Consider the following 26,501-nt stretch of genomic DNA (forward strand, 5'->3'; position numbering starts at 1 on the left):
CATGAAAAAGATTGTAAATCTATCATTAATCACTTTAGGAGTAACCTTTTTATCAGGACAAACTAGAGAAGACTCCCTACAGTTCAACAAAATCTCTACAGAAATCTTAAACAATGGAAAAGGATACAATGAATTGCATGAGCTCACCAAAACTATTGGTCATCGTTTAAGTGGTTCAGAAGCCTATGAAAAATCCGTAAAATGGGCAGAACAAAAACTTCGTGATGCAGGAGCAGACAAAGTATGGCTTCAGGAAGTCATGATTCCTGTCTGGGTAAGAGGAAAAGAATCTCTACACATCAAAGCCTCCAACGGAACTTGGAAAAACCTTAAAATGCTATCCTTGGGAAATTCTGAAGGAACTGGTGGCAAGGATGTTTCAGGAGAAATCATTATGGTCAAATCTCTGGAAGAATATGACCTGCTACCAGCAGAAAAAGTAAAAGACAAGATAGTTTTCTTTAATTATCCCTTTAATCAAGGACATGTACAAACTTTTATCGCCTATCGGGAAGCAGGAGCTTATAGAAGAACTGCCGCTTCGTTAACAGCTAAAAAAGGTGGAAAATTTGCCATTATCCGATCTCTGTCTTCTGCTTTTGACGACGTTCCTCATACCGGAAATATGAGATATGATGACAATATTTCAAAAGTTCCCGCTGTAACAATCGGAAATACAACAGCAGACGAGCTTGAAACCTTATTGAGAAGCCAAAAAATCACCGCAAAACTCAATTCCAACTGCGGAATGAAAGGTGAGAAACTCTCCCACTCCGTGATTGGTGAAATTACAGGTAAAAAAGACCGAAGCGTAATCGTAGTGGGTGGACATCTTGATTCTTGGGACGTGGGTGAAGGGGCACATGATGACGGCGCAGGAATTGTTCAGAGTATTGAAGTAATAAGAACATTCAAAAAATTAGGCGTACAAAACAACCATACCATTAGAGCCGTCTGTTTTGCAAACGAAGAAAACGGAACAAAAGGCGGAAAACAATATGGAAAAACAGCTAAAGAAAGCAATGAAAAACATCTTTTTGCCATAGAATCCGATGCCGGAGGTTTTTCTCCCAGAGGAATTTCACTGGAAATGGATGACGCTAAAAGAAATCAGATCAAAAGCTGGGTAAACTTATTTTTACCTTACGGCGTTTATAACTTTGAAGGAAAATATTCAGGTTCAGACATTGCCCCGCTTCACGAAATGGGTGTTCCTACGGCAGAACTCGTTCCGGATCCTCAACGTTACTTTGATATTCATCACACCGCAGAAGATACTTTTGAAAAAGTAAACCGCCGGGAGTTACTTCTTGGAGCAACGGTTATGACACAACTTATTTATATGATTGATAAAAATTGGTAAACAATGAAAAAGATACTAGGAACCTCATTATTACTTTTTGGGATGTCTGTTTTTGGCCAGTCCAAAGAAGATTCTCTACAGTTCAGTAAAATTTCTCTGGAAGTTTTAAACAATGGAAAAGGATACAATGATCTGCGAGAACTTACAAAAAATATCGGCCACCGTTTAAGCGGTTCAGAAGCCTATGAAAAGTCTGTAAAATGGGCAGAACAAAAACTTCGTGATGCAGGAGCAGACAAAGTATGGCTTCAGGAGGTCATGATCCCTGTTTGGGTAAGAGGAAAAGAATCCCTACACATCAAAACCTCCAACGGAAGCTGGAAAGGTCTTAAAATGCTATCCTTAGGAAATTCTGAAGGAACTGGTGGTAAGGATATTTCGGGAGAAATTATCATGGTGAAATCTATGGAAGAATACAACCAGCTCCCTGCCGAAAAGGTAAAGGATAAAATCGTATTCTTCAATTACGCTTTCAAACAATCATTCATTGAAACCTTTAAAGGATACAGTGATGCTTCAAAATACAGATCAACTGCAGCTTCATTAACAGCTAAAAAAGGTGGAAAATTTGCCATTGTAAGATCGCTTTCCTCCGCATTTGATGATGTTCCACACACAGGAGCCATGCGTTATGACGAAAGTGTTTCCAAAATACCCGCTGTAGCCATTGGAAGTACCACCGCAGACGAACTTGAAACCTTACTAAAAAATCAAAAAATCACCGCAAAACTTAATTCCAACTGTGGAATGAAAGGAGAAAAGCTTTCCCACTCCGTTATTGGTGAGATCACAGGTAAAAAAGATCAAAGCGTAATTGTAGTTGGCGGACACCTTGATTCCTGGGATGTAGGTGAAGGGGCACATGATGACGGGGCAGGAATTGTTCAAAGCATTGAAGTACTAAGAACATTTAAAAAACTAGGAATACAAAACAACCATACCATCAGAGTCGTTTGCTTCGCCAATGAAGAAAATGGCGTAAAAGGAGGAATTCAATATGGAAAAACAGTAAAAGAAAACAATGAAAAGCATCTTTTTGCCATAGAATCCGATGCCGGAGGTTTTGCGCCAAGAGGAATTGCTCTTGACATGGATGATGCCAAAAGAAAACAAATCCAAGGCTGGTCAAAATTATTCCTTCCATACGGAGTCTATAATTTTGAAGAAAAATTTTCAGGAACCGACCTCTATCCACTTCATGATATGGGAATTCCTGCCGCAGAATTGATGCCGGATTCTCAACGTTATTTTGATATCCACCACACAGAAGAAGATACCTTTGAAAAAGTAAACAGAAGAGAACTTCTATTAGGAGCTATAACAATGACACAGGTTATTTATATGATTGATAAAAACTGGTAAAAAAGCTCCGGTTAGTACAACAAAAGAGTCCATATAAATCTTAATAGCTAAGGTTTTATGGACTCTTTTTATTTTTAATTTACTATTAGTTCAAACACGAATATCACAAATGTTTTCACAAATAACACTATTAAAAATTAATAAGAACAAGCTTTAGTCAAAACCTAACTCTTTCTCTTTTTAAATTTATACTATACATCATTTAGATTGCATTTACTTTTCAAGTATTTGTCCCATTTTTAAAATCTGGAAAAAGATTTGTATTTTCTTTTACAGAATCCCTGATCTATTATTAGCTTTCATTCCTTATAAATTTCTTTTTTCTTCGTTTAAGGAAATATCACAATGAAAAAGCTAGTAAATAACAAGTTACAGCAAAATAACTCAAACTGTTAATAGTAGAGTTATCACTTTGGCATGAAATTCGCATTTACCTTTTCGAGAAAAAATTAAAAAAACACTAAAGATGAGAAAAAAGGTTTTCTGTGGATTTTCAGTTTTCCACTGATTCAAAGTTCATATTGATGTATATGAATCCTTTTTTTTCTACGATGCCGTAAAAGATACGGGAACGTGATTAATTAGCCTTTGGTTGATTTTTCGCAATAGTATTATACCCCGTATCTAACTGGTGTCATTTTAAAACCCTATGAATCATATATTGATTCAAAAAAATTATAAATCCCGGACTTTAAGCCCGGTATAACGATATAAATAAACGACAAAGTCATCGTGAACCTTAGCCCAGTAAGAGAATATGCCATTCTTTTTACCGTGATGATTGCGTTGCTTTATTCTAATTAATTAATGTATAACCCTTAAAATGTTAGTAATGATGAGAGCCTTTTTTGAAATGATTTTTAAGAGAAATGAAGACGCAGCGAAAATGCATATCTGGAGCCTATTATTGGTGTTGAGTTTTGCTATCTTTTCTGTATTGGTATACACCTCAAAACCAAGCTTTAACAGCTTAATTATATATCTGACAGCATTTGCTGCCTATATCGGCTTTGGTCTTATATTCATCAGTTCCCTAGCCGGAACAGGAATGAAGAAAAGATCAAGCAGAAACATATAACTTTTTAATCTTTCTTTTACTGAAAAACCGCCCTTTTGGGGCGGTTTTTTATTATTATAAAATAAGTGAGGAATCTTCTATCTTAAAGTTGATAGTTTATATTTAATTTCACTTATAAACTCATTTGTTAAGTTGTTTACTCCTTTTAAGCTAAAAATAAATTCATCTAACTGTTTATCTAATCCTCTTTTTGAAGCATTAAGGTTTGATTGTAAATTAGGAAGTGATTTAACAGAATTATGGAGACCTGACATGCTATTAATTGCTAAAGGAATATTTTCTTGTAAATCTTCAATTGACTCTAATGTTGACTCTAAATTTTCTTTATACTGATCCTTATCCAAGTACTCCATACTGTTGACATATTTCAACCCGATTTCTATAGCATCCTTAAAGTTACTATAAAAAACAATATTTTCAACTTTTATTCTTTCCGAATAATCATTCATAATTTTTGAAATTCTTTTAAATAGCTCAACAATTAAATTCTTATTAGGATTTGGATATTGCGCAAACCTTTCTATTTCATCAGCTTTTCGTCCCATTTCTTCTCCAATAATATTTGTACTCTCGTTAATTTTTGTCAGTGCTACTGTTGAATTAGATAACAATCTTTCAAATTCAAGTAAATAATCAAATAGACCAAAATCTTCTTCTAAAACAGAATGCTCATCAGTGCTTTGAATGCTTGTATCATTATCATCTATCAAAGACTTATCAACCTTTATAGAATTACTTATTAAATTATCAATTCGTTTAGGTAAATGTATCCTTAAATTTGCTTTTAATTCATCCAAATCATTAAAAGAACCATAAAAAACATTGTTATCTCTCAGTACTTTTTTAAAATTATTGATTTTCGATAACTCTTCGGGATTTATATCCGATAAAGCCAATGGCGCTTTATTCTTAAAATAGAATAATATTTGAATATTTTCTTTATTTTTAAATCTTTTAAGAGCATTTAAAAATTCTTCTTCAGTTCCTGAATTTGCAACATTTGTTTTAGTTCCAAATTTTTGCCAAATTAATCCAACGAAAATATCATAACCCAACCCAATATCTTCATTAATAATATCTTGAGTATAGGACTCAGTAATCCCTGGTGCAGAATGAGTCTCCCATTTTAATACATCAAGAATTAAATTATTTCTATTCCCATAAATAATGTTAAGCTCTTTAATTGCATTTTCGACTTCAATTCTTTCTTCTTCCAAATCACTTGGAGAGCCTAAAAAAATACTATACTTAGTAACATTTTTTGCCATATTTTTTTTTACTAAGCTAAAAACTTATTAGTTTATCACATTACGGGAATCCGTATTTATTGTATAATTTCATAATTTATTCATTAAAAATATCCTTCATCATCTTATCAAGGAACTTTGTAGTTTCTTCCTCAATAATTTTTTCAGATTTTGCGACTAGCTCTGTGTGAAAAGGCTGGCAACAGGCTTTAATTCCAAATCCATCATCTGTTTTTACAAATTCCGGATGTAAGTTATGCTCTTTACAAACTTCAGACTCTATTTCCTGTTTTATTAAATCATAATTTAGATCAAACATATTCTTTTATTTTGTTTCATTGGTGATTGATAAAGATAGAAATATTTTTCATTTACAGAAATCCGGATTTCTACGGTACTTTTATGAAAACAAAAAGCCGCTCTTTTCAGAACGGCTTTCATATCTTAAAAAAGATTCAATTATTTTACTTTTACAAGCTCAACATCGAAAACTAACCAAGAGTTTGGTGGAATAACTCCTCCTGCACCTCTTTCTCCGTAACCCATTGCTGGTGGAATCAATAAAGTAGCAGTTTCACCCTCTTTTAACAATAGGATACCTTCATCCCATCCTTTGATTACTCTTCCCATTCCAATTGGAATTTCGATTGGCTCGTTTCTCTTGAATGAAGAATCGAATTCAGTACCGTCTACTAACTTTCCAGCATAGTGTACAGATACGTTATCACCAGATTTTGGAGCTTTACCGTCAGCTGTTTTAGTGATTTTATAGTAAAGACCTGATTCAGTTTTTTGCATTCCAGCTTTTAAGTTTTCAACTAATTTTTCCTGGTTTGCTTTGAATTCTTCTTCTTTTTTCTTTTTTTCAGCTTCTTCTTTAGCGATGAAAGCTTTATTGTTTTCTGCGATTTTAGCTTTTCCTTCATTGAAAGTCTTAGCTGCATCGTAGTTTTTGTACTCGTCACCTTTTCCGAAAATAGAAACTTTCTCTAGAACGATATCTGTTTTAGGCTTATCCTGAGCTCCTTTTTCAACATTAGCAATGGTGTCAATTACATCATTACCTTTTACCACTTTTCCGAAGATCGTGTGTCTTCCGTCTAACCAAGGTGTAGCTACTTCAGTGATGAAAAACTGAGACCCGTTTGTGTTTGGTCCGGAGTTCGCCATAGAAAGAATCCCTTTTCCTGTATGTTTAAGGTCATTTCTTTCATCCTCGAATTTATATCCAGGATCTCCCATTCCTGTTCCCTGAGGATCACCTCCCTGAATCATGAAATCTTTGATCACTCTGTGGAAAATAGTTCCGTCATAGTAAGGAACTCCTTTAGCCTTAGCTTTGTTATCGATTTTTCCTTCTGCAAGACCGATAAAGTTGGCTACAGTTACTGGTGCTTTCTTGTCCTCAAACTTAACGATCAAGTTACCTTTTGTGGTTTGAAGATTAGCATAAAGTCCGTCATTAAGACCTTCGTAAGTTTCTTTGTCTACGTTCATTTTTTTATAAATTGGGGTACAACTCATCAGCGAAATACTTGCCGCCGCCAGAATTATATTTTTGTTAAACAATTTCATGTATTATAAAGCTTTTAATTTTATGATTAATGGGATATCGTTGTCTATTTTCTTTTCGTCTCCAAAAGTTCCGTATGCCAAAGAAGACGGCACCAAAAGCGTTACTTCCTCTCCATCATGTATAAAACGCAAAGCATTCTCCACCGCTTTCAGTTCATCAAAATGCCCGAATTTGGCATCTCTTCTTTCAAAAGGCTGATCATAGATTTTTGTCTGATCAAAATCGTACAACTCATAAGAATAAGAGATCAGGCTGTTATCTGCTCTTCTCTCTCTATGATCATAGCCATCCACTGTAACCCAATAGTTAAGCTGCGTAGGGTAATACTTTACAGCTTGTCCATTGATCCAGTCCTGAATCTGACCTCTTTCTATAACATTCAGATTTTTCATCCTGTTCTTAGAAACATCCAGATCTTTTTGGCTTAAAACACCTCCTACCGGAGGATGAGCCGTCTGTGCATTTCTATTGCAACTCAACAGGCTTATGGCTGATATGAAGAGTAATTTTTTCATAAACTTATGCGAAAATACACATTTCATGAATTAATTACAAAACTTATCCTAGGATTTACCATAACAATTTAATATAAATAAAAAAAGCCGGGAATTTCCCGGCTTCAATATTATTATTCAGTTAAGATTAAACTGTTTCTAAAGCGTGATCTACTACTACTCTCCATCCGAATGGATCTTCAGCAAGATTATTTTGTAGATCTACCAAATCTTTCTTAAGTGTAGCTGCATAGCTTTCTTCATCAGACAATCTTGGAAGAGCCAATTTCTCGCCTTGGTATCCTAAAGCCTGGAATTGAGTTGTTACAACCGCTGTACCTACTCCCCATACTTCTTTAAGGTTACCACTCTTTAAAGCTTCAATTACTGTTTTCACAGGAATTGGTTCTACTTTCACTTCAATTCCTCTTTTCTTAGCTAATTGAAGGAAGCTGTCTCTTGTAACTCCGTCAAGAATTTTCTCAGAAGTTGGAGGTGTATAAATTGTATCGTTAATTCTTACAAATACGTTCATTGTACCACTCTCTTCAAAATATTCGTGAGTAGCATCGTCAGTCCAGATAATTTGCTCATATCCTTCTTCAATAGCCAATTGAGTTGGATAGAAAGAAGCGGCATAGTTTCCTGCTGCTTTAGCAGAACCTACTCCACCGTTTGCTGCTCTTGAATAGTGATCAGAAATTTTCACAGAAACTGGTTCTGCATAATAACTTTTTGCTGGTGTAGCAACAATAGCAAACATATATTTTTCAGAAACTCTAGCTTTCAAAGCTTCTTCTGTAGCAAAAATCAAAGGTCTGATATATAATGACATTCCTTCTCCTTGAGGAATCCAGTCTCTATCAATATCTACTAATGCTTTTAATCCGTCTAAAAACATTTCCTCAGTCACCTCAGGCATAGCAAGACGCTTCGCTGACTTGTTGATACGTTCAAAATTCTTTTCAGGCCTGAAAAGGAAAACCTGCCCATCTTTGTCTTTATAGGCTTTCATCCCTTCAAAACAAGCTTGTCCATAGTTTACCCCCATCATAGCAGGTGTAAATGGAATGGGACCGTAAGGAACTAATTTTACATCACCCCATTTTCCATTTTCGTACTCACATATAATCATATGATCAATGAATGTACCACCAAATGAAAAATTGTTTGGGTCAAATGTAGAAATTCTGGAGTTTTCAGTTTTTTGAATTATCATTTTTTAAAATTTTTACGATGTTCTACAAATTTAACATAATTTTCTAAATATAAAAATTTTAGAGTAAATTTGACAAAAAATTAGCTTGAAAAGAGAGATTAAGACCACAAACGACGGAAGTAAAACATTGTTTATCAGTGATTTAAACGAAAACTACCATTCTCACCACGGAGCTCTTCAGGAAGCAGAACACGTGTTTATCAAAAACGGATTAAATCTAATAAATGATTGCGAAATTAATATTTTAGAACTGGGTTTTGGAACAGGTTTGAATGTTTTAGTGACAATTAATGAATATTTAAAAACTGACAAAAATCATGTCATCAATTATTTTTCCCTAGAAAAATACCCCATAAATGAATCGGAAGTTAAGGATTTAGCCTATTTTGAACTTTTTGATAACCCAGAGTTAAAAAATATTTATCAGAAAATTCATCTAGCAGATTGGGAAAAGCCAGTTGAAATCATTAGTGGATTCAACTTAAAAAAGATAGAATGTGACTTTTTTGATCTAAAGAACATAAATCTGCCTAAAATCAATCTTGTCTACTTTGATTGTTTTGGGGCAAGAGTACAGCCTGATCTTTGGGAAAAACCTTTATTTGAGATGGTTTCTGACAAAATGGCCATTAACGGATTATTAACAACCTACTCTTCCAAAGGGAGCGTAAGAAGAATACTACAGGAACTTAATTTTAATGTAGAGAAAAAACAAGGGCCTCCGGGAAAAAGAGAAATGATTAATGCTGTGAAGTTGTAAGATTTCAAATGAACATCATCCTTAATAAGCTAATTTACTGTTTTGTTATTTTAGCTTTTTTACCTCTATATGCCTCATAAAAATTCCTTACATTAGCTATACAAATTATTTTACATTATATATATGATAGACAAGATCAACATTAGGGTGTATGGCTGTGCAGTAAAAGATAAAAAAGTTTTAACTCTGTTTGAGGAATATGCCGGTGAACCTTTAGTGAAATTTCCTGGTGGTGGATTGGAATACGGAGAGGGAACATTAGATTGTTTGCATCGTGAATTTGATGAAGAACTTAATGTAAAGGTCAATATTGCAGAACATTTTTACACACAGGAAGATTTCCTGGTTTCCCGCTTCAGAGAGAATGAACAACTGCTTACCATATATTATATAGTGAACATTGTAGATGAAAATGAATTCCTTATTATGGATCCATGTATTGAAAGAACTGAATGGATGGATATTGACAGACCAGACAATCCTTTTCCTCTACCTATAGATAAAATTGTATTTGATAAATTAAAAGAAAAATTCCTGTAAGTAGCCTTACAGGAATTTTATATTTATTTCTTTACTTTAAAGTCACTTGCTCCGGGATAGGGCTTCAGGTATCCTGAATTCCAATTGGATTGAAGCAATGATTCCACAAACTCATCAGTTCTGTTGGTATGGGGATTATATCGCTCCTTAAGATCAATATCAGCCATTTTACCCTTTAGATTCCACCAAAAAGCACTGAATCCACCTCTAAGTTCTTTAATGATTTCATATACATTTTTACCGGTAGCTCTATTCATTAGCTTGGCAAAAACCTGTCCTTCAGTGGTTGTAAGATCTCTCAGTTGTTTTTCATACTGATCTGCAAGCATATTTTGTCTCTCTCTTACAAACTTTCTTTTAGCCTTACTATCCATATCATTCATATCTACCTGAATATCTCTGTACTGTTGCAAAGCAGTTACAAATAATGGATATACTCTGTATAATTTCTTGTTAAGGAAATAATAGTAATTTTTATCCAACTGATTATTAAACCTCGGCTTATTAACCAAAACCAACTCATCCATTACTACTACAGGCTCTCCGTTCACTTCATAGATCTTCACTTTCTGCTGTTGGTCGTAATAATACTTATTGCCAAATTCATCTACCTTCAGAGACTCGGGTGGATATTGGCTGAGAGGTTTTGCTACTACAGAATCCTTTTGACCAAAAACACTGACTCCCAAAAAGAAAATAAAAAGGCAGATAATCTTACTAAAATTCATTATTTTTACACTTATAAGAACAAAAATTAAACGCAAAAATCATTCCTTTTTATGAAATTTGAAAAGAAATCTTTGAAATTTTTAGAGAAATATTTAAACACTTCATCACCAACCGGTTATGAACACAAGGGACAAGAGGTTTGGATGGACTATATCCGACCATATGTAGATAAAATTGAAGTAGATCATTACGGAACATGCTATGGCATCATAAATCCTGAGGCTGAGTTTAAAGTAGTGATTGAAGCTCATGCTGATGAAATTTCATGGTATGTTAATTACATAACTGATGAAGGGCTAATCTACGTAATCAGAAATGGAGGTTCAGATCAGACTATTGCTCCATCTAAGGTAGTTAACATTCATGGAGAAAAGGGAATTGTAAAAGGGGTATTCGGATGGCCAGCCATTCATACCAGAAGCAATCAGAACGAACCTACTCCCAAAATTGAGAATATCTTCATTGATTGTGGGGCTATTTCCAAAAAAGAAGTGGAAGAAATGGGAATCTTTGTAGGATGTATAATAACCTATCCTGATGAATTCTTTGAAATGAACGACAGATATTTCGTATGCAGAGCCTTAGACAACAGAATTGGAGGTTTTATGATTGCTGAAGTTGCACGCCTTTTAAAGGAAAATAAAAAATCTATCCCATTTGGTCTTTATATCACCAATTCCGTACAGGAAGAAGTTGGGTTATACGGAGCAGATATGATTGCTGACACTATTAAACCAAACATTGCAATTGTAACAGATGTCACTCACGATACTACAACGCCAATGATTGAAAAGGAAAAAGAAGGAAATCAGAAATGTGGCGACGGACCAGTTGTATTCTTTGCTCCAAGTGTTCACCATACCATTAGAGAATTGATTATTGACACTGCAAAAACTGAAAAAATTCCTTATCAAAGAGCCGCAGCAAGCAGAGCAACAGGGACAGACACTGATGCTTTCGCCCATTCTAACGGCGGAGTACCAAGTGCATTAATTTCCTTACCTTTGCGCTACATGCATACAACAGTGGAAATGGTATCTAAAGAGGATGTAGGAAACGTCATCAAACTTATCTACGAAACCGTTCTGAAGATCAAACCGGAAATGAAACTGAAGTATCATTAATAGAATCAAGACCCAAGATTCAAGACCCTAGAAATATGAATAGAAAATATTTATTTTCAACATATTATATTCAGCTCTTGAATCTTGACTCTAAATATCTAATATAAAGTAAAAATGAAAACGAAGCTTATTGCTCCATCCCTTTTATCTGCAGACTTTGGGAATCTGCAAAGAGACATTGAAATGCTCAACAACTCCCAGGCTGACTGGTTCCATATTGATGTAATGGACGGGAGATTTGTACCTAACATTTCATTTGGCTTTCCTGTAATGAAAACTGTTCAGCAACATGCTAAAAAATTCGTGGATGTTCACTTAATGATTGTGGAACCTGAAAATTATGTTGATGAATTTATCAATCATGGTGCGGATCTGATTTCTGTACATTATGAAGCATGTACGCATCTTCACAGAATTATCCACCACATTCAGAGCAAAGGCGTAAAAGCCGGTGTTGTTTTAAATCCATCCACTCCTGTTTTAATGTTAGAGGATATTATTGCTGATGTGGATTTGGTATTATTAATGAGTGTAAATCCAGGATTTGGAGGACAGAAATTCATTGAAAATACTTACAAAAAGATTGCTGAAACTAAGGATCTTATTTTAAGCAACAATTCTACAGCTCTTATTGAAGTAGACGGAGGAGTAAATCTTGATAATGCTTCAAAGCTTTTCGAAGCCGGAGCAGATGTTCTAGTTGCAGGAAATGCAGTATTCTCCACAGAAAGTCCGGAAAGAACTATTGAGCTTTTAAAAATCTAAAAATAAACAGATTACAAATAAACAAAAAGGCAGTTCTTATAGAGCTGCCTTTTCGCTGGAATTTGAGTCGTCGTGGTTATTAATTTTCTTTCAAGATTCTTTAAATGTCTAAATTCTTCTTACTAACAACTCAAAGGTCTGAATAAAATATCACATAAACATCCGTAGAAATACGGTATTTACATTTAAGTATTTTTACTTATATAAAGCTTTTCATATATTCTTATTCCAAATACAGGCACACACTACCAGCAGAATACTGATTACAGAAAAAACAGTCCTTATGTTGTTCAGAAAATTCCATCTGTTTTCAAAATTTTCACGCATTTGTTTTACAGCTTCTGTTGTAGAAGTAGAGATATCAAATTGATCCAACAGGTTATTCATAGGTACATTTCCAACTATAGTAACCCCAAAAACACCTATCAGATAAACGAATGTTGCTATTAAAAGAAATATAAAAGCCGGCTGTTCACCTCTAAACAAAAAAGTAGATACAGGAAGAAGAATTGCAGTTCCCATAAAGCTCATAAAAAACACAGGATTTAGAATTTCCCTGTTAATGTTCTGCATCGCTTTCAAATATTCTGCGTCAGACAACTTTCCCAGCCCAAGAACTACCGAACAGGAATAAGCATAAAATAAACCAGCAATAAGAGCCGTAAGTACTGCAGTGATAATTAATAATACCGTTATCATTTTCATATATTTTGATTTGTGATTATTATAAATTAAAGAGCAGTTTTAATAAGGGTTCCATTTTTTAATGATACTCTGGGCTGTCAATATCATTTCAGGATCCCAATTTTCTGTTTTAAAATAATGAAATTCCTTGCTTTTAATTAATGCGATATCAGCACTGTCAAACAACAATCTCGTAAGCACGGTTTGCTCCTCATACAAAAGCATATCTTCCAATGGATTTTCTGAAAGTTTTATTTCGTTTTTATTCCAATGATTTTTTTGTTGATCTTTCCAATCTGAAGCTGACATAAGCTCTTTAACCTTAACAAAATCCTCAAGGAAATCATTCTTCTCACTCTCTCCATGAATGGAATGACCAAGTCTTTCAATAATTACATATTCCAGATTTTGACATTGAGAGAAAACCCATGGCAGTACGGACAGAATCTCTTCAGGAATAACATCATCGTGAGTATCTCTCCGGATATTTTTCTTTCCGTAAACACTATTCTGCCAACTTCCTCCTGAAAGATGAATTTCTTTTACTTTATTCAATGGATATGAATTGATAATCTCCCGCATTTCAACCTCAAAATTACAGGATTGACAGTAGATATTATGAAGATCCAGAATCAGAAAGCCGTCGGTATCTTCAATTAGTTTATCAAGAAATATCCCTTGTTCCTTAACATCATCTACAGAGAATGAAAATGCCAGATTCTCTATCCCAACAGGAATATCCACCGCTTTCTGAAGCCTGTAAAGCCTGTCTTTTCCTATTTCTAGTGTTTTGTGATGTAAGGAAACCGGCAATGGTATTCCCTGATGGAAATTTTCAGTATTCATGAAGCCAAAATGCTCCGTGATGTGATTGTATTTTCTTTTTTTTACCTCTTCCTTTAATTTATCCAACCATACATCCTGCCTTTCTGTCCATCTGGCATCAAATAATGAATAGTAAACTCCATGACCGATCAGACGATTATTTTCAGAATAAAAATTTAACAGATCTTCAAGCCAGTCTGGTTCTTTTGTATTATAAAGGGTGTCAAATGACCATTCTAATATATCAACAGAATTGCTTTGCAATAAAGGTAAAATAGCAGAAACAAACTCTGCTTCCGCCATCATCGATAATCCTAACAGAGGCTTTCCCATCTCCTATCCCATCCCGCAGGCAGGGCAATTACGAGGATCAAATCGAACCGTATCTTTTCTAGCAATAACTTTAGGAGTTGTCGTGGGCTTAGGTTTTTTAGCTGTATCGGAAGCAGCTACTTTCCTAACTTTCTTTACCGGCTTTTTTGTTTTACCGGAAGATTGGGTACTTTGTGCCGAAACACCTACCGCTAATAAACTGGCCATTAATAATGTTGGAATTTTCATAATCGCTTTTTAATAAAAAATTTGCAATAAACGTTCCATTTATTCCAAGCCTAAAATACAACAATTTATTATTCAGTATTTAATTTTTTAGATCATCTCAGAAGAAGCAGATCTAACTTCAACCTAAAAGCAGCTGAAATGGCAGTTATTGTGACAGCAAGGGCACAGTTTTTAATATTGAGTAAAAACATTTGTCACTATAAAAAACAAGATCCGAAGAATATTCTCCGGATCTTTTATTTTGTAAGGTAATTTTCTTAGAAAATCTCTCTTCCTGAAAAATGGAATTGAGCCTCGATTAATGCATTCTCGTTAGAATCTGAACCGTGAACTGCATTTTCTCCGATGCTTCTTGCAAACATCTTTCTGATTGTACCTTCTGCAGCTTCTGCAGGGTTAGTAGCACCAATCAATGTTCTGAAATCTTCAACTGCATTGTCTTTTTCTAAAACTGCAGCTACGATAGGACCAGAACTCATGAATTCTACTAGCTCACCATAAAATGGTCTTTCAGCGTGTACTTCATAGAATTTTTTTGCATCAGCAACTGTAAGCTGAGTTAATTTTAAAGCTTTGATTTTAAAACCTCCTTCAGCAATCTTACCCAATATTGCACCGATATGTCCGTCAGCAACAGCATCAGGCTTAATCATAGTGAATGTAATGTTAGACATAAATGTATATTTTTTTAATGGCGCAAAATTACAAAAAATATCTTTGATTTTTATTTTAATTTTTTTTAACATAAAAATAACTTTTATTAAGAAATTATGAACTCGTCTTTGGCACAGTAATTGTTTATTCTATTGCGATTCTCATGTTTAATTTGAGTTTTCATGGTTATTAGTTTTTACCCAGCTTCGGCTGGGTTTTTTATTTACAATAAATGAGTTATTTTATTGCTAATTTGATAAAATTAAAAACCTTATAAAAGTATATTAATACATTATTGCTTCTAATGCAATCAATGAAATAATCAAAATTTTTTAAATATTTTTTTGTCGCTTAGAATTCGGGTATTGAAAAGTAGAGTTATGTGACAAAATAGGTATGACAAAAAGTAGAATTATCTTAAAATTGAATTTTTTACTTTAAAAAATTTAGTTACTAAAAACTGCCCTTACTCTTTTTTAAAGTTTCTATTTCTTTGTTCTATCTACGAAATTTAACTCAGGATATGTATAGTAGATTTTACTTGAATACGCAAACAATAGTTTTCCTTCAGATTATTTTATAGTAAACTGAGGTATTATTACGATATGAAAATGTTCTATTATTTTTGAGAAGCTTCCTCGGCTTCATCCATCAGTTTGATGTAATTAGCGTAGCGAGAATGCTGAATTTCTCCTGCTTCAAGAGCATCAAGAACGGCACATTTAGGCTCATTAATATGAAGACAGTTATGGAATTTACATTCTTCCCTTTTCTTGAATATTTCAGGAAAATAGTGTTGAACTTCTTCTTTTTCAATGTCAATCATTGCAAATTCACGAACTCCGGGAGTATCAATAACATTTCCACCAAAATGCCAGAAATGCATCTGAGCAAAAGTTGTGGTATGTTTTCCCTTTAAATGGGTATCTGAAATTTCTGAAGTTTTTAAGTTTAATCCAGGCTGTAAAGCATTAACTAATGTAGACTTCCCACACCCTGAGTGTCCGAAAAATACGGAAGTTCTATCTTTAAGCAGTTCCTGAAGCTGATCGAGATTCAATCCTGAATAAGATGAAATTTCTAAGGTATCATAACCTATTTCCTGATAAATAAACTCAACATCTTTTACAATCTCAATTTCTTCTTCATGTAAAACATCAATCTTATTGAAAAGAATCAACGGTGCAATATTATACGCCTCACAACAAGCTAAAAATCTATCCAGAAATCCTAATGAAGTTTCCGGATGCTTCAAAGTAAAAATAAAGCAAGCCAGATCTATATTGGAAGCGATGATATGTGCTTCCTTTGAAAGGTTTACAGATTTTCTGATCAGGTAATTTCTACGTGGTTCTATTTTTGTGATCCATGCAATATCATCCTGTTCCAGCTGAAACTCAACAAAATCTCCTACAGCAAGCGGATTGGTAAGTCTTGTTTTGATCAATTTGAATTTACCTCTGATTCTGGCCTCAAAAATTTTATTTGTTTCCAATTCCAAAACCTGGTACCAACTGCCTGTAGATTTAATGATTTTTCCTTTCATAAATAATATGGTGCAAATATAAGAAATTAGGGCTTAGGGTTAGGAAATAGTTTACCCTAAATCCCGACACCCTAAGCCCTACTAGTTATTATCTGTTTCCAGCAAATTATTTCTTGTCGATCATAATGCTATTCTGTACTTCAATTGATTCTTCGTGAATCGCTTTAAAGACTTTTTCAATAAATTCCTGAGACATTCCTGTTTCTTTTGCTTTTTGTGTAGCGTATTCTGTAATTACTTTCCAACGTTCAGGCTGGAAGATAGCAATATCATTCTCTTGTTTAAGCTTACCAATTTTTTCTGAGATCTTCATCCTTTGAGAAAGAAGCTCAATTAATTGGAAGTCAAGGTCAGAAATCAAAGTTCTGTGTCTTCCCATTTCTCCTTCAAAACCTGCAAGATTAGAGTTTCTTACTTTTAAGTTACCGATAAGTTCCGCAAGAACTTCAGGCGTAATCTGCTGAGAAGCATCACTCCACGCTTCATCAGGATTACAGTGCGACTCAATAATCGCTCCTTGGTAACCAACGTTAAGTGCTTCCTGAGTAATATCTGCCAAACCTGTTCTGTTTCCACAAATGTGAGACGGGTCAATCAACATTGGAATATCCGGGAACTGGCTTTTGAAGTCAAGAGCAATCTGCCAGTTTGGATTATTTCTGTATTTTGTTTTCTGGTATGTTGAGAACCCTCTGTGAATTACCCCTAGGTTTTTAATATCCTGACCTAAAAGTCTTTCTAAAGCACCAATCCATAATGCAAGATCCGGGTTTACAGGGTTTTTAACAAATACTGGTTTATCTGTTCCTCTTAATGCCATTGCAATTTCCTGAACGGTAAATGGGTTCACTGTAGAACGCGCTCCGATCCAAAGAACATCTACGTCAGCCTCTAAAGCAGCGAATACGTGGTGTGCATTAGCAACTTCTGTAGCTGTTTTGAATCCGTACTCTTCTTTTACTTTTTTTAACCAGTTCAAACCAATTACTCCTACTCCTTCGAATCCGTTTGGCTTCGTACGTGGTTTCCAGATTCCTGCTCGGAAAACTGATACATTAGCGTTGGATTCTTTAATTCTTCTGGCTGTTTCAAGCATCTGAGCTTCACTTTCTGCGCTACATGGCCCCGCAATCATTAATGGTTGTGTAAGCTCATTGATCCACTCGTTTTTTAAATCTTTTAAGTTCATATTCTAAATTTTATTGTTTTTTAATATTTTTTTAGTTCACAGCAATAGCCCTTTGATTATAAATTAAATTTATAATTCTTTTCAAAAAATGCCGTTCAAAATTGTTTAAAGGAATCAGGAAAATAATAGGGCTCTACTTCTCCTGTATTTTTTGGAAAGAAATTCAGTTAACAATACCAATAAAATCGGTAATAGGTTCTGAAATTTCTATAATAAGAAGCAGAAAAACTAAAATAACCGCTAAAAAAGTAATTAGCGGGTGCAAAGAAAGACAGATATGTATTAGATAGTTTTTCCATTTTTCTTCTGGAAATGTCTTTGTTTTAGCGTTTCTGGTTGCAATTTGTTATTGTCGAAAACTTATTTTCAACAGAAAACTTTGACAAATATATAAAAATTATGTCAAATCAAACTTCATTAAATCATCAAGATCTCTTAAAAGTGGATTTTTTTCTATAAATTTTTCAAATATTTTTCTTTTGGTGACTACTTCAATCTTCAGATTTTCAACGTCTCTCTCGTATTCTACCTCAATGGCGTGGTTCTGAACTTTTTTTCTGAAATGATTAAAAAATTCTCCACTCACCTTATCAAATTCTACTTTGGCAGAATCTGATGGAAATAAAACTCTAATCTTATTTTCTTCTTTTTTCTCCAGCTTAAAGGTTTTCACGGCATTAAAAACAAAGTTATTTTTTACCTGTAACTGTTTAAGCATGATTTTCCATTCCATTTGTAGATCTGTATCTGTAAAATGGTGTTGGGGAAGATTTTCAGTTTTTACGGCAACTTTTTCTGTTGTCTCTACTTTTTCTTCTTTATTCAAAAAGGAATTAATGCTAAAGCCTGAAGAAATTCCGGGTCTGGATAAAGGCTTCGTAGTTTTATTGACCGTAGTATTCTGAACCTCCTCAGGCTGTACAGCTTGTACAGTCTTAATGGGTTCTTTTTTCTCTGGATTTATTACGGGGATTTTCACTTCCTGTTTCTCACTGAGAAACGGAGCTAGTATTAAGAACTTTTTTTTTTAGTATCACCTGAATTAGCTGTCAGAGAAGATAGCTGCATCAATGCAATTTCAACGGTAAGTCTTGGATTCTTGGAGTTCTTATAATTAATATCTGCATGGTTACAGATTTCAATACCATCAATCAGTTGCTGGGCGGCCCACTTTTGACCTTGCTCTATAAACTTAGTCTTTGTCTTCTCTCCTACTTCAATGAGATCAATTGTAGAAGTATTCTGTGCCATCATCAGATCTCTGAAGTGATTTCCCAGTCCGGCAACAAAAATATGCGGATCAAACCCTTTTTTAACAATATCATTAAAGGCAGACAGTACTTCAGGAATTTTGTTTTCCTTAGCCAGATCTACAATATTAAGATATTGATCATAATCCAGAATATTCAAAACTTCAGCAGCTTTTGCCAGTGTAATGTTTTTCTGGGAGAATGTGGAAAGCCTGTCAAAGATTGAAAGCGCGTCTCTTAATGCACCGTCTGCCTTTTGGGCAATAAGGTACAGAGCGTCATCTTCGTATTGTATATTCTCTTTTTGAGCAATACTTTTCAGGTGTTCCTGAATATCTTCAATGGTAATTCTCTTGAAGTCATAGATCTGACAACGAGATAAAATAGTTGGAATAATTTTATGTTTTTCTGTAGTCGCCAAAATGAAGATCGCATGAGCTGGCGGCTCTTCAAGTGTCTTAAGAAAAGCATTGAAAGCGGCAGAAGACAGCATATGAACCTCATCAATGATATATACTTTGTATTTACCAACCTGAGGTGCAAAGCGAACCTGATCTATAAGTTCTCTGATATCATCTACAGAGTTATTGGATGCAGCATCCAATTCATAGATATTATAAGCAAAGCCGTCTTCTGAAACCGAGCCATCTTTCTCATTGATCTTTCTTGCTAGAATTCTGGCACAGGTAGTTTTACCCACACCACGAGGACCACAAAAAAGCAATGCCTGAGCTAGCTGACTTTCTTCAATTGCATGTTCTAAAGTATCCGTAATATGGGATTGCCCTACAACTGTATCAAACTCTTGAGGACGATATTTTCTTGCAGATACTATAAAATTTTCCATTGGTCAAAAATAAGAAATATAGTTCTAATTTAAAAATTAAAAGTTTTCAAATATCAACAAAAATGTATTTCTGCTCAAATTGGAAAACTTTCAATTTTTACTTCTTTTTACTATATGCAAAATCAATCAATTCAACAATTGCTTGTTCAATTTCTTTTCTTCCATCTTCTGTTTTCAAATCAATACCGCAGAAAACACTTGCATTATATCCTGTATAAAGATTAAGGTAATAAGCTCCTGAAACAATTAGCGCCATAATTGCTCTATGTCTCGTTGCTGCACCTTCTCCAAAATACGGGTCTGAGATATTTCCAAATAAAACTTCCCCTACTTCTTCACGTTGTTCAACCAACTTTTTAAGAATAGGTTTATTCTCTGAAAGTTCCCAAAGGATGATCTTTTGAAGTTCTTTATTTTTCTTAAGATTCTCAAACTGGTTAAGCACGACAAATTTTGTAAGTTCATGCCCTCCGTCAGAGTAATCTATCTCTACATCTTTATTTACCTGACTCCAGTAATCCTGAGACTTAATATATTCATCGATTAGCTTATCTGTACTTCCAAAGTACTCATAAATCAATTTTTTATCAAAACCGGCAACTGCTGCTATCTTACTTACTTTTAATCCTGAGTATCCTTTTACTCTTAAGATTTTACCAACTGCAGCAAGCAGTTTTTGTTTTGTTTTTTCCTTGTCCCTAATTGGGCCTTGCACTACTTTTCTAGGCATAATTTATTATTTTTTTGCAATATGCAATTTTTTATTAATATCATCAAATGCGTTAAGTGTTTTATCCAGATGTTCCTTTTCATGCCTGGCTGTAACACTCATTCTGATACGCGCATCTTTTCTCGGTACTGCAGGATATAGAATAGGATTCGTATAAATTCCTTTTTCTATTAATAATTTTCCGACATCTCCTGTCAAATATGGATCTCCTATTTTTACCGGAACTATTGCTGAGCAAGTAATTCCCGTATCTAGTCCTAAATCATCCAGTCCTTTTTTGAAATAGTTGATATTGTTCCAGAGTCTTTCTCTCCAGATCGGTTCTTCGTCTATCAAATCAATGGCTTTAACGATTCCTGCGGATGATGGTGGGGCTGTTGCTGAGAAAATCTGCTGACGGGATTGGAATCTGATAAATGCTGCCAATTTTTTATCGGCAATAACATATCCTCCTAGGTTACCAAACGTTTTACTGAATGTTCCTGTGATGATGTCTACTTTATCCAGTAATCCAGCCTGTTCCAAAGTACCTCTTCCTGTTTCTCCAAGGATACCGACACCATGTACGTCGTCTACCATTAGAAAGGCATTGTACTTTTTCACTAGATTATAGATCTCATTAATATGTGAGGTATCACCATCTTGGGAATACACTCCATCCACAATAACGAGTTTCGTACGGTACAGATTTTCAGATACCTTCAAAATGTGTTCCAAAGATTCCAAATTATTGTGCGGAAATGTTTTTTTATTGGTAAAAGCACATCCCTCATGTACGCTGGCATGTACTGCCATATCTAAAATCGCAAGATCTTCTTTCTGCATTAGGCATTGTAAAGTAGCACTATTTGCAGTATATCCGGTAGTAAATACTACAGCTTCATCTTCAGTTCTTTTAAAAAAGCTTGATATTTTTTTCTCTAAAGCATTATGATAATCAAAATAACCACCAATAAGAGGGGTTGCTCCTGTACCTGTACCATATTTCTCTATTCCTTCAATAGCAGCTTGTTTTACTTTTGGGTGCTGTGTAAACCCTAAGTAATCACTAGAAACAAAACTAACAAATTCTCTGTTTTGATTTGCAATATTTACATTCAATACTGCATTGGTCCCTGAAGTATTCTTCAGTCTGTAATTCATATGCCCGTTAGACTTTACAAAGTCTAAATATTCATAAAATATTTCAGCCCTTTGAGCCATATCATTATCTGGTATATTCTCAAAGTCTTTAATAGTTGCTGTTGTGAAATTGATGTTCATCCTTAATCTTGTTTGTTGTGGTTCAAAGAAACAAATATATGACTATTTAAAGGGCTTTGATCCACATAAAAGATTAAATATTATTAAAGACTTAATATTTATAATTCTCTTTATCTGCAAACCAAACTACTCCATTATATAAATGCAACTTTGAACATATTTTTTATTGAATTAGTTAGTTTTTAGTAATGGAAAATTAGTAAAAAAAGAAATCAATAAAGTAATATTAGTAAAGAAATAACAAAAAAAGACCGTAATTTTTTACAACCATCTCATTTATAAAAGATTATTTTTCCTTATTCTTCAGTCACAATGTTATAAAAGCCTTATTTTAGGTGTAATTTTAACATACTTAAATCCCATAAAGGAGAACAAGACTATCTAAAAAGATAATAATAAAGAAGCCTCAGAGGGATAGATTAGAAAAATCAAATTGGATAAGATTTCCTGAACTTGCCCGGAGTAAAACCTGTCATTTTTTTAAAGAACTTTGAAAAATTAGAGGGATCATAAGTAAAAATACGTGCAATTTCTGCTATGGATTTATCAGAATGAGTAAGCATCCATTTAGCTTCCTGAATGATTTTCTCATCATAAAAATAGCAGGGATGCCGTCCTGTTTCCTTTTTGACGGTATCGGTAAGATGTTTATGAGAAATAGCCAACTGTCCAGCAATTTCATTAACCTCCATAAATTCGGAAATATTTCCTGAAATAACATCCTGAACATGCTTTTCTAAAAATATAAAATATTGGTTAGTAATTTCTTTACTTCTTTTCATCATGTTTTTGATTTTATGCTGATTTAAAGCATAAATTTAAAGTTAAGAATTAAAAACCATATGGTGAGCTTTTCGGATCATTAATGAATAGAACAGCCTCTTCAACAAGTATGCTGATGCAGATTTATTCTATAAAAAAGGGTTGATTTCTTAGATGCAAAGTTCCTGTACAAATATGCAATTGTATAAAAAGCAAAAAGATCCCTTGAAAGAGACCCTTTACTTTTGAGGTAAAAACCGTTTGTGTTCTTAGAATCATCTAATTAATTAGAAGCCTCTTTCATCTTTGTGGGAACCGTTTGCAAAAGTAGAAAAGCTATTTATCCTGATCAAAAAAAATATGTAGAATTATCACAATATCATTGTAAAACTTTTACTACAAAAACATAATCAATGAAAAACATAAATAAAAACTCATATAAAACACAAAAACAAACTAGAAGCATTACAAGCATTTCCCTGATCTTCAACACATTTAATTGAATAAACCTCACTGAGTCATCCCATCAAGGCTTACATATTTTCTGAAACATCAATATTTAACACTCATAAAATCTAAAAAAATGACAAATTAAAATCACAGTTTTTGCCACATAATTGATTGAATGAGACAAATTATCACTCTTTGTAGAAATATTACTACAAAAAAACCGACAAATATCTGCTTCATTATCAATAAATACACACAAAACTCTTATTAATACTCATCAAAAAATATTGATTTATCTGTATAATTTCATTATTTTTACCGCATCAAATAAATCTATTTAACACATAAAACACAAACGGCTAAAAAAATTAATGACAAAAATTTATTTTCAATCATTCCTACCCTTAAAAAAAACTTCGACTTGTACAAAAACTATTATTAACCGTTTTTTGCATTGATGCAGAAAACATAGATCAGTTGTGCACATATGAGAGTTTGGGCATTGTTTTTTACTTGCTTATATTTCAACGTTTACGGACAGCGCCATACTTCAACATGGTACAATATTGACAACGGACTTCCACAAAGCAGTGCAAAGGCCATTGTTAAGGATAAATATGGTTTTATATGGATCTCTACAGAAAATGGACTTGTGCGCTATGACGGCAGTTCTTTTATTACTTTTAATAGCTTTAAAATAAATAATCTGCATTTTGGAGAGTTTATTGGTGATCCGCTTTCAGACAGTATTACGGTTCTCAATAACTTTCAGGAAAACAAAATCATTATTAAAAATAGATTCCCTAAGGTTACCAGTCTTCATAGCAGTGATAAAATCGGATTTTTAAAAGGAAGAACCGCTATAAACAGGATTGCAAATAATATTATTGCATGTAATTTTTATAACGATATTCACTATTTTATTCAGCTTAAAAATTCAACATATCACTTTGCCGAAAAAAACACTATTATTTACAAAGATAAAACAGGGAAAGAGACAAAAATATCCGTTCCATTTTCTAAGAAGGATCTTAACAATTTTTTTGTAGTTAATGAGATTCTTTTTATTAATAATCTGAAGACCAGAAAAACTTATTCTATTGATAAGGGGAATATTTTTGTTGATGAAAAGAAAAGTCTTTTTAATGATCCAAATACAAAGGTATATTGGCAGCAAATCACGAATCAAACTTTCATCATCAATCACAATAATATATATCTTGTAGAAGGAAAAGGGCATGAAATTACTTTGAAATTTCTTGTAAAGTTCAATGAAATAGGCAGTCATTCTTATTATTCGATGTTCTACGATAAGGATTTCAATAAACTTTATCTTGGAACGCTGAATAATGGATTGAATGTTCTTAGGCTTTCGGATTTTTATGTTGCTAAAAAGGAAGCCGATTTTTCAAACAATGTGTACTATGCGTCCCTCCCATTTAGTAAAAGCACTATTATTGCAGAAGACGGAACAGAGTTTAGTAAACACGGAATTGTTAACAAGCATTCGTTTGGAAACAATGATAATTACCTTATGATGTATGATAAAAGCGGTAATATTCTTATCCGGAAAAGAAATAGCGTCATTCGGTTTTATAAGGAATCTGGTTACAAAAGGAAAGATTCTACCTTTATAAAACAAGGGTTTGAGACGTTTTTGAAAAGTGGAAATCTATATGGTTCTTCGTTTTCAGATTTTTCAAAAAGTCAGCTGCATCTTTCTACAAAGGACATATTTTCAAAGCCGGATTTTGTTTATGATTTTAAAAGCTTTGTCAATACTTTTGCCCAATACAGCAATAATGAAGTCTTGGTGGGAAATAGTGATGGGCTGTACTCTATTACTTTGGGAGACGAAACAATCACTCCTCTTCTGAAAAACATTCATGTTAAAAGCATTATCAGAACAAAGGATAATCTCATTTGGATTATGACCAATAAGAATGGTTTTTATCTTTTCAGAAACCGTAAGCTTATTAAAATGCCAAATGACAGGAATAACTACCTTCAGTCTGCCCATTATATTCTTGAAGATCGAAAGGCTTTTTATTGGATATCTTCCAATAATGGTCTGTTTAAGGTACCTAAAAAACAGCTTCTCCAATATAGTGAGAATAAAAAAACACCAGTTTTTTACTATCGTTTCACTAAAAAGGATGGATTCTTAACAAATGAATTTAATGGAAGTTCACAACCTAATGCCTACGCATTAGAAAACGGAGATTTTGTATTTCCTTCTATGGATGGATTTGTATTTTTCAATCCGGACAGTATCAAAACTTACTATCCGGACAAAAGTAAAATTTATATTGAAAGGGTAAAGATTGGAAATTCTGAACCTCAATATTTCCATCATCTTCTTGATTTAAAAAAAGATTATAAAACAGCTGAGATTTTTATAGATATTCCTTATTTTTCTAATCTGGAAAACCTTTATATAGAGGCTAAAATATCAGGTACAGAAAATACCGGATGGGAACAGATCACTACAGGAAAGGAACTGAAATATACCATCAGTAACCTTACTCCTGGAGAATATACGCTCAGTGTGAGAATGCTGATCTCTCCGGATGGGAAATACGAAGAAAAAAAGATTCAGTTTAAGATCCAGCCATTTTTTTATCAAACTTTGCTGTTTAGGGTATCTGTTTCTATTATTATTCTGATTATCATCACTATCATTGTTCAGCTAACAACTAATTTTTTAAGAATAAAAAATAAGGCCTTAAAGCAGATTGTTCACAACAAAAATTCAGAGTTGAAAGAAACGGCCCATACTCTTGAAGTGGTAAAAAGCGACCTACAAAAAGAAACTGAATATCAGAAAAAACTGGTAGAAACCATCAGTCATGATATTACCACTCCTATCAGGTTTATTGCTATGCTTTCTCAGAAATTGTATGAGTCGGATGATGTAGAATTGCAGAAAAAGTATTTTGACAGTATTTATAAATCTTCGGAACAGCTTTATCAGTTTACATTGAATTTAAAAGAATATACAGAGCTTTATAAAGCCGAAAATATTTTTGAAGAGGAAGAATATCCTGTTAATAGAATTTTGGAGATTAAGAAAAATTTATTCTGTGAGATCGCCAAGGAAAGAGGTACGATGATTATCAACATGGCTGAAATCAAAGTTTATTCCCATGTAAATGAGAGTATTTTAATGGCTATTGTTCACAATATTCTTGATAATGCCGTAAAGAATACGTTTGATGGACAGATAACCTTGAATATTACAGGGAATAAACAAGAATCTACCATCACAATAACAGACACTGGAGCAGGAATGTCTGCAGAACAGATAGCCATCTACATGAATCTTTTTAAGAATCCTAAACTGGAGACTCCCAGCTTTAAGGGAAAAGGATTGGGACTGCATATGGTGATTCATTTGGTAAAAAAAATTAATGCTGAAATAAGCTTTAGACAGAATCATCCGAAAGGGATTGTTGTAGAAATAATGCTCAATAAAAACTAATT

At 33.7% G+C, this 26,501-nt stretch carries 25 protein-coding genes; 8 read left to right on the forward strand and 17 right to left on the reverse strand.

Features of this window, described 5'->3' with window-relative positions:
• The first annotated feature begins 1 nt into the window (after nt 1).
• The 3 genes from C1638_RS06720 (at nt 2) to C1638_RS06730 (ending at nt 3,803) form a co-directional block, all read left to right on the forward strand.
• Nucleotides 2-1,363, forward strand: a complete 1,362-nt coding sequence (locus C1638_RS06720; protein WP_109619432.1) for a M28 family peptidase — start codon at nt 2-4, stop codon at nt 1,361-1,363.
• Nucleotides 1,364-1,366: 3 nt separating this feature from the next.
• A complete protein-coding gene (locus tag C1638_RS06725) occupies nt 1,367-2,725 on the forward strand; it encodes a M20/M25/M40 family metallo-hydrolase (RefSeq protein WP_109619434.1) in 1,359 nt (452 codons plus the stop codon).
• 832 nt (nt 2,726-3,557) lie between these two features.
• Nucleotides 3,558-3,803 (forward strand): hypothetical protein, encoded by a 246-nt coding sequence (locus tag C1638_RS06730; protein ID WP_123838349.1) that lies wholly within the window; start codon nt 3,558-3,560, stop codon nt 3,801-3,803.
• Nucleotides 3,804-3,880: 77 nt separating this feature from the next.
• Here C1638_RS06730 and C1638_RS06735 read toward each other — a convergent pair whose 3' ends face one another.
• The 5 genes from C1638_RS06735 to C1638_RS06755 form a co-directional block, all read right to left on the reverse strand.
• A complete protein-coding gene (locus C1638_RS06735; protein WP_109619436.1) occupies nt 3,881-5,071 on the reverse strand; it encodes a DUF4062 domain-containing protein in 1,191 nt (396 codons plus the stop codon).
• 76 nt (nt 5,072-5,147) lie between these two features.
• On the reverse strand, nt 5,148-5,369 hold the full coding sequence (locus tag C1638_RS06740; RefSeq protein WP_109619438.1) for a hypothetical protein: 222 nt from the start codon (nt 5,367-5,369) through the stop codon (nt 5,148-5,150).
• Nucleotides 5,370-5,509: 140 nt separating this feature from the next.
• Entirely contained in the window at nt 5,510-6,547 is a 1,038-nt protein-coding gene (locus tag C1638_RS06745) for a peptidylprolyl isomerase (protein ID WP_228428110.1), read from the reverse strand.
• 81 nt (nt 6,548-6,628) lie between these two features.
• Nucleotides 6,629-7,141 carry an FKBP-type peptidyl-prolyl cis-trans isomerase gene (locus C1638_RS06750; protein ID WP_109619440.1) on the reverse strand — a complete coding sequence of 171 codons (513 nt, stop codon included), beginning with the start codon at nt 7,139-7,141 and terminating at the stop codon, nt 6,629-6,631.
• 127 nt (nt 7,142-7,268) lie between these two features.
• Nucleotides 7,269-8,339, reverse strand: a complete 1,071-nt coding sequence (locus C1638_RS06755) for a branched-chain amino acid aminotransferase (RefSeq protein ID WP_109619441.1) — start codon at nt 8,337-8,339, stop codon at nt 7,269-7,271.
• Nucleotides 8,340-8,424: 85 nt separating this feature from the next.
• On the opposite strand from C1638_RS06755, the gene mnmC2 reads away from it, so the two are divergent.
• A complete protein-coding gene (gene mnmC2, locus C1638_RS06760; RefSeq protein ID WP_109619443.1) occupies nt 8,425-9,099 on the forward strand; it encodes a tRNA (5-methylaminomethyl-2-thiouridine)(34)-methyltransferase MnmC2 in 675 nt (224 codons plus the stop codon).
• A gap of 123 nt (nt 9,100-9,222) precedes the next feature.
• On the forward strand, nt 9,223-9,639 hold the full coding sequence (locus C1638_RS06765; protein WP_109619444.1) for an NUDIX domain-containing protein: 417 nt from the start codon (nt 9,223-9,225) through the stop codon (nt 9,637-9,639).
• A 23-nt stretch (nt 9,640-9,662) separates the two neighbouring features.
• Here C1638_RS06765 and C1638_RS06770 read toward each other — a convergent pair whose 3' ends face one another.
• A complete protein-coding gene (locus C1638_RS06770; protein ID WP_109619446.1) occupies nt 9,663-10,367 on the reverse strand; it encodes a DUF4294 domain-containing protein in 705 nt (234 codons plus the stop codon).
• A gap of 51 nt (nt 10,368-10,418) precedes the next feature.
• Here C1638_RS06770 and chrP point away from each other — a divergent pair, with 51 nt between their 5' ends.
• Both chrP and rpe read left to right on the forward strand, forming a co-directional pair.
• Complete coding sequence (chrP, locus tag C1638_RS06775; RefSeq protein ID WP_109619447.1) at nt 10,419-11,492, forward strand: chryseobasin maturation metalloprotease ChrP; 1,074 nt, start codon at nt 10,419-10,421, stop codon at nt 11,490-11,492.
• Between the two features lie 114 nt (nt 11,493-11,606).
• Nucleotides 11,607-12,257, forward strand: coding sequence for a ribulose-phosphate 3-epimerase (gene rpe, locus C1638_RS06780; RefSeq protein WP_109619448.1), 651 nt, complete (start codon nt 11,607-11,609; stop codon nt 12,255-12,257).
• Nucleotides 12,258-12,470: 213 nt separating this feature from the next.
• Here the strand turns inward: rpe and chrI are convergent, their stop codons facing one another.
• From chrI to C1638_RS06835, 11 genes are all read right to left on the reverse strand, one after another.
• Nucleotides 12,471-12,956 (reverse strand): chryseobasin maturation helper ChrI, encoded by a 486-nt coding sequence (gene chrI / locus C1638_RS06785; RefSeq protein WP_228428065.1) that lies wholly within the window; start codon nt 12,954-12,956, stop codon nt 12,471-12,473.
• Between the two features lie 45 nt (nt 12,957-13,001).
• Entirely contained in the window at nt 13,002-14,099 is a 1,098-nt protein-coding gene (chrH, locus tag C1638_RS06790) for an MNIO family chryseobactin maturase (RefSeq protein ID WP_109619450.1), read from the reverse strand.
• A gap of 3 nt (nt 14,100-14,102) precedes the next feature.
• On the reverse strand, nt 14,103-14,327 hold the full coding sequence (gene chrA / locus C1638_RS06795; protein WP_109619451.1) for an MNIO class RiPP chryseobasin precursor ChrA: 225 nt from the start codon (nt 14,325-14,327) through the stop codon (nt 14,103-14,105).
• A gap of 257 nt (nt 14,328-14,584) precedes the next feature.
• The gene (locus tag C1638_RS06800) at nt 14,585-15,001 is read right to left on the reverse strand and encodes a nucleoside-diphosphate kinase (protein WP_076355787.1); all 417 of its coding nucleotides are present in this window, start codon (nt 14,999-15,001) and stop codon (nt 14,585-14,587) included.
• Between the two features lie 599 nt (nt 15,002-15,600).
• Nucleotides 15,601-16,527 carry a ribosome small subunit-dependent GTPase A gene (gene rsgA / locus C1638_RS06805; protein ID WP_109619453.1) on the reverse strand — a complete coding sequence of 309 codons (927 nt, stop codon included), beginning with the start codon at nt 16,525-16,527 and terminating at the stop codon, nt 15,601-15,603.
• 106 nt (nt 16,528-16,633) lie between these two features.
• Nucleotides 16,634-17,716, reverse strand: a complete 1,083-nt coding sequence (locus tag C1638_RS06810; protein WP_109619454.1) for a chorismate mutase — start codon at nt 17,714-17,716, stop codon at nt 16,634-16,636.
• Between the two features lie 397 nt (nt 17,717-18,113).
• Nucleotides 18,114-18,695, reverse strand: coding sequence for a DUF8439 domain-containing protein (locus C1638_RS22610; protein WP_228428067.1), 582 nt, complete (start codon nt 18,693-18,695; stop codon nt 18,114-18,116).
• Nucleotides 18,696-18,727: 32 nt separating this feature from the next.
• On the reverse strand, nt 18,728-19,813 hold the full coding sequence (dnaX, locus tag C1638_RS06820; protein WP_109619456.1) for a DNA polymerase III subunit gamma/tau: 1,086 nt from the start codon (nt 19,811-19,813) through the stop codon (nt 18,728-18,730).
• A 97-nt stretch (nt 19,814-19,910) separates the two neighbouring features.
• Nucleotides 19,911-20,543, reverse strand: coding sequence for a TetR/AcrR family transcriptional regulator (locus C1638_RS06825; RefSeq protein ID WP_106915997.1), 633 nt, complete (start codon nt 20,541-20,543; stop codon nt 19,911-19,913).
• Between the two features lie 6 nt (nt 20,544-20,549).
• On the reverse strand, nt 20,550-21,806 hold the full coding sequence (locus tag C1638_RS06830; protein WP_109619458.1) for an aminotransferase class I/II-fold pyridoxal phosphate-dependent enzyme: 1,257 nt from the start codon (nt 21,804-21,806) through the stop codon (nt 20,550-20,552).
• 428 nt (nt 21,807-22,234) lie between these two features.
• The gene (locus C1638_RS06835) at nt 22,235-22,591 is read right to left on the reverse strand and encodes a helix-turn-helix domain-containing protein (RefSeq protein ID WP_109619460.1); all 357 of its coding nucleotides are present in this window, start codon (nt 22,589-22,591) and stop codon (nt 22,235-22,237) included.
• 914 nt (nt 22,592-23,505) lie between these two features.
• Between C1638_RS06835 and C1638_RS06840 the strand changes: the two genes are divergently transcribed.
• Nucleotides 23,506-26,499, forward strand: coding sequence for a sensor histidine kinase (locus tag C1638_RS06840; RefSeq protein ID WP_109619462.1), 2,994 nt, complete (start codon nt 23,506-23,508; stop codon nt 26,497-26,499).
• The last annotated feature ends 2 nt before the right edge of the window (nt 26,500-26,501 follow it).

Origin of the sequence: Chryseobacterium oncorhynchi (assembly GCF_002899895.1) — a bacterium.
Classification (GTDB): Bacteria; Bacteroidota; Bacteroidia; order Flavobacteriales; family Weeksellaceae; genus Chryseobacterium; species Chryseobacterium oncorhynchi.

Excerpts from the sequence above, each read along its gene's own strand:
- C1638_RS06720 (WP_109619432.1), top strand. The coding sequence starts at position 2 with ATGAAAAAGATTGTAAATCTATCATTAATCACTTTAGGAGTAACCTTT.
- C1638_RS06725 (WP_109619434.1), top strand. The coding sequence starts at position 1,367 with ATGAAAAAGATACTAGGAACCTCATTATTACTTTTTGGGATGTCTGTT.
- C1638_RS06730 (WP_123838349.1), top strand. The coding sequence starts at position 3,558 with ATGATGAGAGCCTTTTTTGAAATGATTTTTAAGAGAAATGAAGACGCA.
- C1638_RS06735 (WP_109619436.1), bottom strand. The coding sequence starts at position 5,071 with ATGGCAAAAAATGTTACTAAGTATAGTATTTTTTTAGGCTCTCCAAGT.
- C1638_RS06740 (WP_109619438.1), bottom strand. The coding sequence starts at position 5,369 with ATGTTTGATCTAAATTATGATTTAATAAAACAGGAAATAGAGTCTGAA.
- C1638_RS06745 (WP_228428110.1), bottom strand. The coding sequence starts at position 6,547 with ATGAACGTAGACAAAGAAACTTACGAAGGTCTTAATGACGGACTTTAT.
- C1638_RS06750 (WP_109619440.1), bottom strand. The coding sequence starts at position 7,141 with ATGAAAAAATTACTCTTCATATCAGCCATAAGCCTGTTGAGTTGCAAT.
- C1638_RS06755 (WP_109619441.1), bottom strand. The coding sequence starts at position 8,339 with ATGATAATTCAAAAAACTGAAAACTCCAGAATTTCTACATTTGACCCA.
- C1638_RS06765 (WP_109619444.1), top strand. The coding sequence starts at position 9,223 with ATGATAGACAAGATCAACATTAGGGTGTATGGCTGTGCAGTAAAAGAT.
- C1638_RS06770 (WP_109619446.1), bottom strand. The coding sequence starts at position 10,367 with ATGAATTTTAGTAAGATTATCTGCCTTTTTATTTTCTTTTTGGGAGTC.
- chrP (WP_109619447.1), top strand. The coding sequence starts at position 10,419 with ATGAAATTTGAAAAGAAATCTTTGAAATTTTTAGAGAAATATTTAAAC.
- rpe (WP_109619448.1), top strand. The coding sequence starts at position 11,607 with ATGAAAACGAAGCTTATTGCTCCATCCCTTTTATCTGCAGACTTTGGG.
- chrI (WP_228428065.1), bottom strand. The coding sequence starts at position 12,956 with ATGATAACGGTATTATTAATTATCACTGCAGTACTTACGGCTCTTATT.
- chrH (WP_109619450.1), bottom strand. The coding sequence starts at position 14,099 with ATGGGAAAGCCTCTGTTAGGATTATCGATGATGGCGGAAGCAGAGTTT.
- chrA (WP_109619451.1), bottom strand. The coding sequence starts at position 14,327 with ATGAAAATTCCAACATTATTAATGGCCAGTTTATTAGCGGTAGGTGTT.
- C1638_RS06800 (WP_076355787.1), bottom strand. The coding sequence starts at position 15,001 with ATGTCTAACATTACATTCACTATGATTAAGCCTGATGCTGTTGCTGAC.
- rsgA (WP_109619453.1), bottom strand. The coding sequence starts at position 16,527 with ATGAAAGGAAAAATCATTAAATCTACAGGCAGTTGGTACCAGGTTTTG.
- C1638_RS06810 (WP_109619454.1), bottom strand. The coding sequence starts at position 17,716 with ATGAACTTAAAAGATTTAAAAAACGAGTGGATCAATGAGCTTACACAA.
- dnaX (WP_109619456.1), bottom strand. The coding sequence starts at position 19,813 with ATGGAAAATTTTATAGTATCTGCAAGAAAATATCGTCCTCAAGAGTTT.
- C1638_RS06825 (WP_106915997.1), bottom strand. The coding sequence starts at position 20,543 with ATGCCTAGAAAAGTAGTGCAAGGCCCAATTAGGGACAAGGAAAAAACA.
- C1638_RS06830 (WP_109619458.1), bottom strand. The coding sequence starts at position 21,806 with ATGAACATCAATTTCACAACAGCAACTATTAAAGACTTTGAGAATATA.
- C1638_RS06835 (WP_109619460.1), bottom strand. The coding sequence starts at position 22,591 with ATGATGAAAAGAAGTAAAGAAATTACTAACCAATATTTTATATTTTTA.
- C1638_RS06840 (WP_109619462.1), top strand. The coding sequence starts at position 23,506 with ATGAGAGTTTGGGCATTGTTTTTTACTTGCTTATATTTCAACGTTTAC.